This window comes from Achromobacter sp. SD115 (genome assembly GCF_017355315.1).
Taxonomy (GTDB): domain Bacteria; phylum Pseudomonadota; class Gammaproteobacteria; order Burkholderiales; family Burkholderiaceae_B; genus Achromobacter; species Achromobacter xylosoxidans_B.
In genome coordinates this window covers 15790-28409 of the sequence record NZ_JADIJM010000042.1, presented here as the reverse complement: position 1 = coordinate 28409, position 12620 = coordinate 15790, and the positions used below count along the sequence as shown (strand labels likewise).

The following is a 12620-nucleotide window of genomic DNA, read 5'->3' as shown; positions in this document are numbered from 1 at the left end:
TTTCTTAGGGTTCTTGTTGCCGGAGTGTTACGGTGGAAGATCTTGCGGTGCCCGCCCCAGACCGGCCGCGCGGGCGGCCGGTCTGGGGCTTACGCGGTGGCTTGTTTTGGGGGATGGCGCTGCGTGCTGGTGGTGGGCTTGATTCTGCGCAAGTCGGATTTTTGTTGAAGGTAGGAAACTGGCGCATGACTTTTCCTGAATCGTCTTCTGATGCTGCTCGCGCTGCTGCGGGCGCTCAATCAAACAAGCCTGATTCCCATGCGCCGGTGAGGCGCCGCGCGCTGCCCTTGCCGCGCGGGCGGTTTGCGTGGATCACGGGTGTCGTCAGTACCGTTTGGCTGGCGGCCAGCACGCTGTTCTGGTGCCTGTTGCTGTTTCCGATCTCGTTGCTGAAGTTGTTGCTGCCGTTTCCCGCGGTCAGGCGGCGCATTGATCCTGTGCTCAATGGTATTGCCACGGCGTGGGTGTCCAGCAATGCCGGGTGGTTGGCGCGGATCCAGCAAGTGCCTTGGGATATCCAGGGCAATACCGGGCTGCGCTACGCGGACTGGTATCTGGTCAACTGCAATCACCAGTCATGGGCGGATATCTTTGTGTTGCAGTATTCGCTGAACCGGCGCATTCCGCTGCTGAAATTCTTTCTGAAGCAACAGCTGATCTATGTGCCGGTGATCGGGCTGGCCTGGTGGGCGCTGGACTTTCCCTTCATGAAGCGCCATGGCAAGGCGGCGTTGCGCCGCAATCCGGATCTGGGTCGGCAAGATCAGGAGACCGCCAGACGGGCATGCGCGAAGTTTTCGCTGGTGCCGACCAGCGTGATGGTGTTTGCGGAAGGGACGCGGTTTACTCAGGCCAAGCGCGATGGACAGGGTTCGCCGTACCGCCATTTGCTCAAACCCAAGGCGGGCGGGCTGGCGGTGGCGCTGAATGCAATGGGCAAGCGCTTTCGCTCGATGATAGATGCCACCATTGCCTATCCGGATGGCGCGCCCAGCTTTTGGGATCTGGCTTGCGGCCGCGCGGGCCAGGTGCTGGTGCGCATGCGGCAGTTGCCGGTGCCGCCGGAGTTCTGCGACGCCGACTACACCGGCGACAAGGCGTTCCGCACCGCCTTCCACCACTGGCTGGGCCAGCAGTGGCAGGCCAAGGACGATGAGATCGAGGCGTTGACCGCGCGTGCGCGGCCGAACGCCAAGACCGATTAAACGCGGGCCGGCAGCACCTGGCCCGAGCTCGCGCCGAAGCCGATGCGCGGATAGCCAGCCTTCACGCATTCGGCGCGCATGATGACCTGGTCGCCGTCCTGCAGGAAGGTGCGCTTTTCGCCCCAGGGCAGGTCGATCGGGTTCTTGCCGCCGTTGCTCAGTTCGAGCAGCGAGCCCGCTTCCGAAGGCTGCGGGCCGGACAGCGTGCCGGTGCCTAGCATGTCGCCCGCTTGCAGGTTGCAGCCGTTGACGGTGTGGTGGGTGATCAGCTGCGCCACGTTCCAGTAGGCATCGCGGAAGTTGCTGCGCGACAGGAAGGCGGGCGGCTGCTTGTCGGCGCGCGATTTCTCGGTGGTCAGCAGGACCTCCATCTGCACGTCGAAGGCGCCTTTGGCGCGGTTCGCGTCGGACGCGAGGTAGGGCATGGGCTGCGGCTCGGACGGGCCACGGTTCCATTGCGTGCGGAACGGCTCCAGCGCTTCCATGGTGACGATCCAGGGGGAAATCGTGGAGGCGAAGTTCTTGGCCAGGAAGGGACCCAGGGGCTGGTATTCCCAGGCCTGGATGTCGCGCGCCGACCAGTCGTTCAGGATGCACAGGCCGAACACGTGCGATTCAGCGTCGGCCAGGTTGATGCGGTCGCCTTGGGCGTTGCCGGTGCCGACGAAGATGCCCAGTTCCAGTTCGTAGTCCAGGCGGGCGCAGGGGCCGAATTGCGGCGCTTCGCCTTCATTGGCGGGGCGGGTCTGGCCGACGGGGCGGGGGAACTTCTGGTCCACGCCGATGCTGGAGGCGCGGCCGTGGTAGCCGATGGGTACCCATTTGTAGTTCGGCAGCAGGGGATTGTCGGGGCGGAACTGCTTGCCCACGGCGGTGGCGTGGTGCACCGAGATGTAGAAGTCGGTGTAGTCGCCGATGCGGGCGGGCGTGGTGTATTCGGCGTCGGCCTGGGGGACCAGCAGGGGCTCGACGGCGCCGCGCAGGGCCGCGCCTTCGCGCAGCGCGCGCGACAGCGCCAGGCGCAGGGCGCTCCAGTGGGCCTGGCCCAGGGCCATCAAGGCGTTCAGGCTGTCCGTGGCGCACGCGGCCAGGGCTTCGGCGGCCAGGCCTTCGAAGGGCTGCTTGGCGGCCAGCGCGGCCAGGTCCAGGATCTGGTCGCCGATGGCCACGCCGGGGCGGAACGATTCGGTCGTACCCTGACGGCGGAAGGAGGCGTAGGGCAGGTTCTGCACCGGGAAATCCGATTCGCCGGTGTTGGCGCTGGCGATCCAGCTCTTCAGGGACGGGTCGTGGGTTTCGTTGATGGTGGTGGTCATGGCTGCGTGTCTCTTTCAGTGTGGTTGTGCGGTGGCCGGGGCGCCAGGCGCCGGAAAATTCAAATGCCAAACGGCGATGAGCTTGCGCTCATCGCCGCGTGCGTGGATAGCAGAGGGTCTGCGCGTCACGCCTTGCTGGGGTCGAAATGCTTGGCGATGCCCTGCCAGCACCGGTAGTAGTCGCCCTGCAATTCTACCGAGGCCAGCGCCTGCTCCGTCGGGCGGATCACGCGCCGCGTCTCGAACATGAACGCCATCGTGTCGCGGATGTAGTGGGCGGTGCTGGTATCGGCGTGGGAGGCCTTTTCGAAGGTCTCGGCGTCGGGGCCGTGGCCGCTCATGCAGTTGTGCAGGCTGGCGCCGCCGGGCGCGAAACCGTCGGCCTTGGCGTCGTAGACGCCCTGGATCAGGCCCATGAATTCGCTGGCGATGTTGCGATGGAACCAGGGCGGACGGAAGGTGTTTTCCATGGCCAGGATGCGCGGCGGGAAGATCGCGAAGTCCATGTTGGCCGTTCCCGGGGTGTCCGACGGCGCGGTCAGGACCGTGAAGATCGAGGGGTCCGGATGGTCGTAGCTGATGGAGCCGATGGTGTTGAAGTTGCGCAGGTCGTACTTGTACGGCGCGTGCGTGCCGTGCCAGGCCACGACGTTCAGCGGCGAATGGTCGATGGAGGCGCGCCAGAAGCCGCCCGTGAATTTGGCGATCAGTTCGAAGTTGCCTTCGATGTCTTCATACCAAGCCACCGGTGTCTTGAAGTCGCGGGCGTTGGCCAGGCAGTTCGAGCCGATGGGTCCGAGTTCGGGCAGACGCATGGCGGCGCCGAAGTTCTCCAGCATGTAGCCGCGCGCGCTGCCGTCCAGCAGTTCCACGCGGAAGCGCACGCCGCGCGGGATGACGGCGATTTCCAGCGGCTCCAGGTCGATCAGGCCCAGTTCCGTGGCCAGGCGCAGGCGGCCTTCCTGAGGCACCAGCAGCAGTTCGCCGTCGGCGTTGTAGAAGTAGCGCCCTAGCATCGAGCGGTTGGCGGCGTACAGGTGGATGCCCACGCCGCTCAGCTCGTCGGGGGCGCCATTGCCGCCCCAGGTCTTCACGCCTTCGAGGAAGTCGGTGGGGGCGGCGGGAATGGGCAGCGGGCTCCAGCGCAGCTGGTTGGGCGTGACGGGACCCTGGCCGAAGGTGCTTTGCCAGCCAGCGGCGCCGTCAAAGGCTTCGAACGGCTTGTGCTGCGCGCCGGGACGGATGCGGTAGAGCCAGGAGCGGCGGTTTTCGCTGCGCGGCGCGGTGAAGGCGGTGCCGGACAGTTGCTCGGCGTACAGGCCGTAGGGGCATTGCTGCGGCGAGTTGCGGCCCAGCGGCAGGGCCCCGGGCAGGGCCTCGGTGGCGCAACTATTGCCGAAACCGGTCTGGTATTGCAGTTCCATGGGTTCCTCCTGAGTGGCGGCGCGGTGCTTGGCCGCGCGGCCTGTTGCGGGTGGCCGGTACGGAAGGTATCCGGGAGGCCGATGTGCCATTGTCGGAAAAAAACCCCACCTCGGCTACGGGAATGTAAAAATAGGGACTATAAATTTTGTGAATAGTAGGAGGGCGCATGGCCGAGTTGCGCGACGTCGATCTGAATCTGCTGCTGCTGTTCCAGCATTTGCTGGAGGACCGCAATCTGTCTGCCGTGGCGCGGCGCATGGACCTGTCGCAGCCCGCTGTCAGCAATGCGCTGCGGCGCCTGCGGGAAGCATTCGGCGATGACCTGTTCGTGCGCACTGCGCAGGGCATGTTGCCCACGCCGCGCGCGACACGCCTGGCGGGCCCGGTCAGCGAGGCGCTGACCATGCTGTCGCAAGCCCTGAAAGACCAGGATGTCTTCGATGCCGTCACCAGCACGCGGCGCTTCCGGGTGGCGATGACGGACGTGGGCGAGATTCACTTCATGCCGCGCCTGATGGAGGTCTGCGTGCAGGTGGCACCGCTGGTGCGCATCGATTCCGTGCGGGTGCAGGGACCGGATCTGCCACGGGAAATGGAGGCCGGGCGGGTGGATCTGGCAATCGGCGCGTTCGATGAAATGGGGGCGGGCACGCTGCAGCGCATGCTGTTCCGCCAGGGCTATGCGACCTTGTTCCGGCAGGCGCATCCGACGGCGCACGCCGGCATGAGTCTCAAGGCTTTCCGGGCAGAGCGCCACCTCATCGTGTCGCGCGCGGCGCCCTACGGGCAGGTGAATCAGTCCATGGAGCGCGCCGGGGTCGACCTGGCGGAACACTTTAGCGTGCCGCATTTTTCGGCCGTGCCGTACATCGTCAGCGCGACCGACCTGCTGGCCACCGTACCCGAAAAACTCGCCGCCAGCGCCGCGCCGCCGTTCGGCCTGCGTTTCATGACGCCGCCGATCAAAGTGCCGGCGCTGCAGACGAACATGTACTGGCAGCGCCGGGTCGACAGGGACAGCGGCAACCAGTGGTTGCGCGCCCTGATCGTCAATACGTTCGCGGTGGGAGCGTGAACGGGTCTACGGCGCCACGGAGGCGCGCGCCTGGCGCAAGGCCTCGCGCAGCACGTCCATGTCGCCCAGGTGGTTGGCCAGCAGCAGGATCAGCGCCGCGTTGAGTTCCTGGCTTTGTTCGTTGGTGAGGTCGCGGTGGGTCTCGATCAGCGCTTCGTAGAAGTCGTCCGGCGAGACCAGGTTGGTTTCGGTAATCAGCATGATGGAGTGATCTCGAAGTTCAGGCGCGGCCCGTGGCGCGGCCGACTGCTGCGGCAACGGCGGCGGCACTGAAGGCGCGCCAGCGGCCGCAGACGTGTTGGTCGGGGCGGATCAGGTAGGCGGTGCCGGCCTGCGCGTCATAGCGCTTGCCCAGGCAGCCCTCGCGGTCCCTCACGGCGGCCAAATCCTCGGGCAGCGCGGACAGGTCGCATTGCGGGCTGGCGACCAGCACGGCCTTGACCGGCACCTGCGCCATGCGCAGGGCCTGCAGGGCGAGCAGGGTGTCGCGGTCGGGCAGCGCATCGCCGCAGAACAGGGCCAGCACGAATTCGCCGTTCAGCTGCGCCAGCCACCAATCCTGCGCACCTTGCGCGTCCACCGGTGCATCCAGCGCCACTGCGCCCGGCACCATGCGGCCGGCGAAGGCGTCGGCGTCCGGGGTGTTCAGCGGCGAGCCGGCGTAGGTGGCCGGCAGCGACAGGCGGCCGCTGTTGACCAGCGAGCGCGCGAAGGGATGGGTCTTGGCCAGATTCAGCACCGCATTGCGGAAGCTGCGGCTGATGTCGCTCTTGGGCGTGATGAAATCAGTGGCGCGCGATGAATTGAGAATGTTTTCGTCGGCGGCGTATTCGCGTTCGGCGGCATAGCTGTCGATCAGCGCCTCGGGCGCCTGGCCGGCCAGCACCAGCTTCAGTTTCCAGGCCAGGTTCTCCGCGTCCTGCACGCCGCTGTTGGCGCCGCGGGCGCCGAACGGCGACACGCGGTGCGCGGAGTCGCCCGCGAAGACCACGCGGCCATGGCGGAACTTATCCATGCGCTCGCAAGCGAAGGTATAGACGCTGACCCATTCCAGTTCGAAGCGCGCGTTGGGGCCCAGCAGGGCGCGGATGCGCGGCAGCACGTTTTCTGGCTTGACGGCCTCGACCGGGTCGGCGTTCCAGCCCAGCTGGAAGTCGATGCGCCAGACGTTGTCGGGCTGGCGGTGCAGCAGCACGGACTGGTTGGGATGGAACGGCGGATCGAACCAGAACCAGCGCTCGGTCGGAAAATCCGCCTGCATCTTGACGTCGGCGATCAGGAAGCGGTCGCGGAAGATGCGGCCATGGCTTTCCTGGCCGATCAGCTTGCGTACCGGCGAACGCGCGCCGTCGCAGGCGATGAGCCAGTCGGCATGCAGCGCGTATGCGCCGTCGGGGGTCTCTACGTTCAGGACCACGCCGTCGTCGCGCTGCTCCACGCCGGCGACCTTGTTCTTCCAGCGCAGATCGATATTGGGTTCCCGCCGCGCCTGCTCGTACAGATAGCCTTCGGCGTAGTACTGCTGCAGGTTGATGAAGGCCGGGCGGCGGTGGCCGGGTTCGGGCAGCAGGTCGAAGCGCCACACTTCCTGTTCGCGGAAGAAGACCTTGCCCACGTTCCACGACACGCCTTTGTCGATCATGCGCTGGCCCACGCCCAGGCGGTCCCAGATTTCCAGTGTGCGCTTGGAGAAACAGATGGCGCGGGAACCGGTAGACAGGCGGAAGTCGTCGTCCAGCACCACCACGCGTACGCCCTGGCGGGCCAGATCCAGTGCGGTGGTCAGGCCGACCGGGCCGGCTCCCACCACCACGACCTGATGGCGCGCAAGCTCGCTGGCGGCCTGGTCGGCGTGTTTTTCATAGGCGAATTCCATCGCCTGAAAGTCGATGTCTCCCACGGTTGTCTCCTGTGTGGGTGATATTGTTTTTATGTCACGAAGCCGCGCGCTGCCTTGCGGCGCGCGATTCCGGTTGCAGCGGGGCAGGGCCGCCGTGGCGGCCCGTCGGGATCAGCCTTCCAGCTGCGCCCACATCTCCAGGTCGCGCTTGTCGGTCCAGATGCGCGGATGGGTGTAGCCGGTGGCCTCGTCATAGGCGCGCGACACGTCGAACGGCATGCAGTGGTCGAAGATCACCCAGTCGCTGTAGCGCGGCTTCATGAAGTCGTAGACCTCGCGGTAGATGGTCTTCAGGTCCTTGCCTTCAGCCACGCCGCGGTTCACCGCGCCGTACAGATCGGTCAGGAAGGCGCGCGTGCCGGCCAGGCCCTGGCGGACTTCGGTGGCGTTCTTCAGCGCGGGGCCACGGCCCGGAACCATCTTCTCGGCTTCAAAGCTCGACAGGGCGTCCAGCGTGCTGGGCCAGTCGCGGAAATAGGCGTCGCCGCAGTACGGCGTGGACTGGTATTCGACCAGGTCGCCGGCGAACAGGATCTTCTGCTCGGGCAGCCAGGCGATGGTGTCGCCCTTGGTGTGGCCGCGGCCCACTTGCAGCAGCTTGACTTCCAGGTTGCCCAGATTGACGGTCATTTCGCCCTTGAACGTCATCGTCGGCCAGACCAGGCCCGGCGGAATCGATTCAGCGTTGCGGAAGAGGCGGGGGAAGCGGCCGATTTCGCTGGCCTTGTCCTGCTCGCCGCGTTCGGCGATCAGGTCGTAGGTGTCGCGGCTGGCCAGGATTTCCTGGGCGTCGTAGGCCGACGCGCCAAACACGCGCACGGCGTGGTAGTGCGACAGCAGGATGTACTTGATGGGCTTGTCCGTGACTTCGCGGATGCGGCGGATCACGTCTTGCGCCATGACCGGGGTGGCCTGGGTGTCGACCACCATGACGGCCTCGTCGCCGATGATCACGCCCGTGTTGGGGTCGCCTTCGGCCGTGTAGGCATAGGCGTTGTCGGACAGTTTTTCGAACGAGACGACCTTGTCGTCCAGGTCTGCGTGCGAGGCGAATTGCTTGCTCATGGAGGCTCCTTCCACTTTTATAGGAATAGGGTGTGTGGAAGGAATATAGCCCGACGTTAGTGTTTGTGCAATACGTTTGCTATAAACAAATGGCCTTGTTTTTACAGGGATTTCCCGCGGATTTCGGGGTCGGCTCCGGTCAGTTTCTTTGGCATTTCGGGCAGTAATAGGTGGCCCGCTGCCCCTGCACGATGCGCCGTATCGGGGTGGAGCAGACCCGGCAGGGCTGGCCCTCGCGTTCATAGACGGCGGCGTGGATCTCGAAATAGGCGCCGGGTTCACCGGTGGCCCCGACATAGTCGCGCAGCGTGCTGCCGCCCGAAGTCAGGGCGTCGGCCAGGGTGGCGCGCACCATGTCGGCCAGTCGCTCGCAGCGGGCGGGCGACAGCTTGTTGGCCGGCGTCTTGGGGTTGATGCGGGCGCGGAACAGGCTTTCCGACGCATAGATATTGCCCACGCCCACCACTGCCATGCCGGCCAGCAGCACCTGCTTGACGGCGGCGCTGTGGTTCTTGAAGTGGCGGTGCAGCCAGGCGCCGTCGAAACGCGGGTCGAAGGGCTCGATGCCCAGCTTGGCCAGCAGGGGATGCGCATCGATGGGGCCGTCGCTGGCGGAGTGCCACAGCACCGCGCCGAAGCGCCGCGGGTCATGCAGGCGCAGCACGGCTTCCTCGAAGATCCATTCGACATGGTCGTGCTTGCGCAGGAATTCGCCAGGGGCGACGCTGCGCAGCGACCCGGACATGCCCAGATGCACGATCTGGGTGCCGTGCTCGAACCGCAGCAGCAGATACTTGCCGCGGCGCGCGCACTCCAGCACGGCGCGGCCGGCGATCGTGGCGGGCAGATCCGGCGGGATGGGCCAGCGCATGCGGGATTCATGGATGACCAGCCGCGTCAGCGTCCGGCCGGTGATGACGGCGTCGATTCCTCGGCGCGTGGTTTCGACTTCAGGCAGTTCCGGCATGAGCCAGTGTAAGATCATTAATTGCGTGTACGAAGATTGTGCCATCAACCGGACGGGCCGCGTGAAGTCGTCTTTCAAACCTATAAATATCGGGATCGCCGCGCTAGCGCTTGCGCTGGCTGCAATACTGACCCCGCCGGCCCAGGCCGCCGACAGCCGGACGCGCGATGCGACCGGACCCAGGATGGCGCCCCAGAGCCGCCACCCTGAAACCGAAGTAATCCGGCTGCGCCCCGGGCAGTTGCCCTATGTCTCGCTGACCGCCGACATCTTTTATCGCGTGCTCGCGTCCGAGATCGCCGCGCAGCGCGGCATGTACGGCTCGGCGGCGACCACCATGCTGGGCCTGGCGCGAGATACCGGCGATCCGCGCCTGGCCCGCCGCGCCCTCGAATTCCAACTGGCCGGCGGCAACCTCCCTGGCGCCTTGGACGCCGCCCGGGTCTGGGCGCGCCTGTCCCCCAACGACGTGGAGGCCAGCTCCACCGAACTGGCGCTGGCCGCCGCCAACGGCCAGACCAAGGGCCTGTCGCAGGCCTTGCGCAACCGCATCGATTCCTCGCGCGACAAGCCGGCCGCCATCGGTCAGGCCTTGGCCGTGCTGAGCCGGCTGAATGACCGCCGCCTGGCCTTGCGCATCCTGGACGAATCCTTGAGCGACAACGTCCGCAAGCTGCCGGCCGCGCATCTGGCGCTGGCGGACGTGGCCTCCGCTTCGGGTGACTACACCCGCGCCGCGCAGGAGTCGCGCGCGGCCCTGGCGGCGGACCCCAAGTCGGAAGCCGCGGCCCTGCGCGTGCTGGAGTATGGCTACAAGGTGGACCCGCAGCGCGCACAGACCGAGGCGCGTGCCTATATCGCCCGCAACCCCAACGCTCGCAAGGTGCGCCTGATGCTGGCCGGCCAATTGGCCGACAGTGGCGACTACAACGGGGCGCTGGCTGAATTGCAGGCCATGTCGCGCCGATCGCCGGAAGATTTCGACCTCTTGTTCATGCAGGCGCAGCTGGCCTACAAGGCCGGCCAGTTGCCGCAGGCCAAGAGCCTGCTGCAGCAGTATCTGGACGTGCAGCAGCAGCGCCAGCGGGCGACCGTGCCGGGCGCGACCGACGCCGGTGCGGCCGCGGCCGATGCCCATGTGCTGCTGGCTCGCATTGCCGAAGACCAGGGGCACTACGACGACGCCATCGCCGAACTGGGCCGCATCGACGACCCCACCTTGCGTTATTCGGTGCACATGCGCCAGGCCGCCCTGCGCGCCAAGAGCGGCCGCATCGACGACGCGCTGGCCATGATAGACGCCGCCGGTCCCCAGGACGAGGAAGAGCGCACGCTGGGCGTGCTGACCAAGGCCCAGATCCTGCGCGACGCCGATCGGGTGCAGCAGGCGGTGTCGGTGCTGGAGGCGGCCGATCAGGCGCTGCCCGACACGGTCGAGATCAAATACGAACTGGCCATGCTCTACGAGCGCCAGAACCGCCTGGCCGACCTGGAGCGCATGCTGCGCCAGGTCATCGCGCTGGACCCGGATCACGCGCACGCCTATAACGCGCTGGGCTACACGCTGGCCGACCACAACCAGCGCCTGCCCGAGGCCTTGGACCTGATCACGCAAGCGCTGGAGCTGGCTCCCAACGATCCGTTCATCCTCGACAGCATGGGCTGGGTCAAGTACCGCATGGGCGACTCCGCGGCCGCTGCCGACTACCTGCGGCGCGCCTACAGCGTGCGCCCTGAAGCCGACATCGCCGCCCACCTGGCTGAGGTCCTCTGGGCCCAGGGCAAACGCGACCAGGCCACCGAGCTGCTGCGCGCCGCGGTGGCGAAGGATCCCAAGAACAAGACCGTTCAGGACGTGGCCAAGCGCCTGGGGATCGGCCTGTGACGGCAGTTGTTCAACGCATGTCCGGCGCTGCCGCGCCGCTGCGCTGGTTGCTGATGGCGATGTTGGCGGCGACGCTGGCCGCCTGCACCACGCCCAAGCCGATCGAAGGGGCCAGCGCCGACGCGTTTTCGCGCATCGGCCGCTTCGCCATCACCGTCAACGAGGAAAGCGGCAAGCAGAATGCCGTGCAGGGCGGCTTCTCGTGGTCGGATGACGGTCGCCACTATGTGCTGGACCTGACCAATCCCCTGGGCTCGACCGAGGCGCGCGTGGAAGGGCGGCCCGGCGCGGCCAGCCTGACCAAGGCCGACGGCACCCGCTTGGTCGCCGACAATCCCGATGCCCTGGCCGAGGAAGCGCTGGGCAGCAGCATGCCTGTGTCCGGCCTGCGCGACTGGCTGCGCGGCAAGCTGGCCGCCACGCCCGAGGCCACCGAGGTGTCCCGCGACGAGCTGGGCCGCCCGGCGGCTTTCGAGCAGGGTGGCTGGCGCGCGCGGTTGTCGCGCTACGACACGTTGGGCCCGCAATTGCTGGTGCTGGAGCGCCAGGAGCCGGGCCGCCGCATCATGCTGCGCCTGGTCGTCAACCAGCCTTGAACAGCGGGCCGTGCCGGCTCGAAACCAGCGGTAGCCGGTAAAATCTGGCTACCGCTTTTTTTTCGCCCAGCCGTGACTCTCTACGACGTACCCGCTCCCGCCAAGCTGAATCTATTCCTGCACGTCGTGGGTCGGCGCGCCGACGGCTACCACCTGCTGCAGACCGTCTTCCGCTTCATCGATCTGTGCGACACCTTGCATTTCGACCTGCGCGCCGATGGCGTCATCAGCCGCGCCGCGGAGCTGCCTGGCGTGCCAGAAGATCAGGACCTGACCTTGCGCGCCGCGCACGCGCTGCGGCGGGCCACAGGCACGAAGCAGGGCGTGCAGATCGGCCTGGAAAAGCGCATTCCGCAGGGTGGCGGCCTGGGCGGAGGCTCCAGCGATGCCGCCTCGGTGCTGATCGCGCTGAACCGGCTGTGGGGTACAGGACTGTCGCGGCGCGAGCTCATGGCGCTTGCGCTGCCCCTGGGGGCGGATGTGCCCGTGTTCGTCTTCGGGCAATCGGCTTTCGCCCAGGGCGTGGGAGAAGACCTGACTGCGGTGACGCTGCCTGAACGCGCCTACCTGGTGGCGCAACCGGACGCCAGCGTGCCCACCCCACAAGTATTTTCCGCACCCGATTTGACAAGGGATTCTTCTTCCACCACAATAGCGGTCTTTCTTGCTTCGCCTACTTCCCGCTTCGGCAGGAATGATTTGGAGCCGGTGGTCTACCGTCTTTACCCAGAAGTACTTGGGGCATCGCGGTGGCTTGCTGAACAGGGAATCCTTCATGGAACCCCAGTTCGCATGTCGGGATCTGGTGCGTGTTTATTCGCCGAATTTTCCGAACTCTCCGAAGCCGTTTTGGCAGAAGCAGAAATATCCGCTATAATGCGCGGCGCTGATAAAACATTCAGCCAAACGCATCCACGGTTTCGGTTAGTGCAGGCATGTACTGGGTTAGCTGAACATCCGTTGCGGAATTGGATTGCAAGATAGTTGGGGAGTCGCCAAGCTGGTTAAGGCACCGGATTTTGATTCCGGCATGCGAAGGTTCGAATCCTTCCTCCCCAGCCAACCGAATACATAAAAAAGCTGTTGAACACGCCTGTAAGACACTGGCCCGGGTTCAGCAGCTTTTTTATTTTCCGGGTCCGCTGGTGCATCACCTCGCATCACCTCGTTAGTGTCTTAAAACGAC

Annotated in this window: 11 protein-coding genes and 1 tRNA gene; 6 read left to right on the top strand and 6 right to left on the bottom strand. The window is 66.0% G+C overall.

All coding sequences use genetic code 11. From position 1 onward, the window contains the following. Positions 1–287: 287 nt before the first annotated feature. Positions 288–1205 (top strand): acyltransferase, encoded by a 918-nt coding sequence (locus tag IPU70_RS32220; RefSeq protein WP_207473879.1) that lies wholly within the window; start codon positions 288–290, stop codon positions 1203–1205. Here the strand turns inward: IPU70_RS32220 and fahA are convergent. Together fahA and hmgA are read right to left on the bottom strand one after the other, a co-directional pair. Further along, on the bottom strand, positions 1202–2521 hold the full coding sequence (fahA, locus tag IPU70_RS32215) for a fumarylacetoacetase (protein WP_207473863.1): 1320 nt from the start codon (positions 2519–2521) through the stop codon (positions 1202–1204). The two genes, IPU70_RS32220 and fahA, sit on opposite strands and share 4 nt — an antisense overlap. 125 nt (positions 2522–2646) lie before the next feature. Beyond that, positions 2647–3945, bottom strand: a complete 1299-nt coding sequence (gene hmgA, locus IPU70_RS32210) for a homogentisate 1,2-dioxygenase (RefSeq protein ID WP_207473861.1) — start codon at positions 3943–3945, stop codon at positions 2647–2649. A 167-nt stretch (positions 3946–4112) separates the two neighbouring features. Here hmgA and IPU70_RS32205 point away from each other — a divergent pair, with 167 nt between their 5' ends. Continuing rightward, the gene (locus IPU70_RS32205) at positions 4113–5021 is read left to right on the top strand and encodes a LysR family transcriptional regulator (RefSeq protein ID WP_207473859.1); all 909 of its coding nucleotides are present in this window, start codon (positions 4113–4115) and stop codon (positions 5019–5021) included. Between the two features lie 6 nt (positions 5022–5027). Here IPU70_RS32205 and IPU70_RS32200 read toward each other — a convergent pair whose 3' ends face one another. The 4 genes from IPU70_RS32200 to mutM all read right to left on the bottom strand — a co-directional run bounded on the left by IPU70_RS32200 (position 5028) and on the right by mutM (position 8953). Further along, entirely contained in the window at positions 5028–5222 is a 195-nt protein-coding gene (locus IPU70_RS32200; RefSeq protein ID WP_013396193.1) for a DUF2783 domain-containing protein, read from the bottom strand. 19 nt (positions 5223–5241) lie between these two features. Further along, on the bottom strand, positions 5242–6921 hold the full coding sequence (locus tag IPU70_RS32195) for an FAD-dependent oxidoreductase (RefSeq protein ID WP_207473857.1): 1680 nt from the start codon (positions 6919–6921) through the stop codon (positions 5242–5244). 111 nt (positions 6922–7032) lie between these two features. Beyond that, on the bottom strand, positions 7033–7986 hold the full coding sequence (locus IPU70_RS32190) for an MBL fold metallo-hydrolase (protein ID WP_088142612.1): 954 nt from the start codon (positions 7984–7986) through the stop codon (positions 7033–7035). Between the two features lie 139 nt (positions 7987–8125). Further along, positions 8126–8953, bottom strand: coding sequence for a bifunctional DNA-formamidopyrimidine glycosylase/DNA-(apurinic or apyrimidinic site) lyase (gene mutM / locus IPU70_RS32185; RefSeq protein WP_207473855.1), 828 nt, complete (start codon positions 8951–8953; stop codon positions 8126–8128). Here mutM and IPU70_RS32180 point away from each other — a divergent pair. From IPU70_RS32180 to IPU70_RS32165, 4 genes are all read left to right on the top strand, one after another. Further along, positions 8952–10838, top strand: a complete 1887-nt coding sequence (locus IPU70_RS32180; protein WP_207473847.1) for a lipopolysaccharide assembly protein LapB — start codon at positions 8952–8954, stop codon at positions 10836–10838. The two genes, mutM and IPU70_RS32180, sit on opposite strands and share 2 nt — an antisense overlap. Positions 10839–10855: 17 nt before the next feature. Further along, positions 10856–11434: a lipoprotein insertase outer membrane protein LolB gene (lolB, locus tag IPU70_RS32175; protein WP_207473876.1), complete on the top strand. Its 579-nt coding sequence runs from the start codon at positions 10856–10858 to the stop codon at positions 11432–11434. A gap of 72 nt (positions 11435–11506) precedes the next feature. Then, the gene (gene ispE / locus IPU70_RS32170) at positions 11507–12418 is read left to right on the top strand and encodes a 4-(cytidine 5'-diphospho)-2-C-methyl-D-erythritol kinase (protein ID WP_207473845.1); all 912 of its coding nucleotides are present in this window, start codon (positions 11507–11509) and stop codon (positions 12416–12418) included. A 1-nt stretch (position 12419) separates the two neighbouring features. Next, positions 12420–12496 (top strand) — tRNA-Gln (locus IPU70_RS32165). The last annotated feature ends 124 nt before the right edge of the window (positions 12497–12620 follow it).

What these genes read in the sequence shown, in the direction of transcription:
- fahA (WP_207473863.1), bottom strand. Translation starts at nt 2,521, where the DNA reads ATGACCACCACCATCAACGAAACCCACGACCCGTCCCTGAAGAGCTGG.
- hmgA (WP_207473861.1), bottom strand. Translation starts at nt 3,945, where the DNA reads ATGGAACTGCAATACCAGACCGGTTTCGGCAATAGTTGCGCCACCGAG.
- IPU70_RS32205 (WP_207473859.1), top strand. Translation starts at nt 4,113, where the DNA reads ATGGCCGAGTTGCGCGACGTCGATCTGAATCTGCTGCTGCTGTTCCAG.
- IPU70_RS32200 (WP_013396193.1), bottom strand. Translation starts at nt 5,222, where the DNA reads ATGCTGATTACCGAAACCAACCTGGTCTCGCCGGACGACTTCTACGAA.
- IPU70_RS32190 (WP_088142612.1), bottom strand. Translation starts at nt 7,986, where the DNA reads ATGAGCAAGCAATTCGCCTCGCACGCAGACCTGGACGACAAGGTCGTC.
- IPU70_RS32180 (WP_207473847.1), top strand. Translation starts at nt 8,952, where the DNA reads ATGAGCCAGTGTAAGATCATTAATTGCGTGTACGAAGATTGTGCCATC.
- mutM (WP_207473855.1), bottom strand. Translation starts at nt 8,953, where the DNA reads ATGCCGGAACTGCCTGAAGTCGAAACCACGCGCCGAGGAATCGACGCC.
- lolB (WP_207473876.1), top strand. Translation starts at nt 10,856, where the DNA reads ATGTCCGGCGCTGCCGCGCCGCTGCGCTGGTTGCTGATGGCGATGTTG.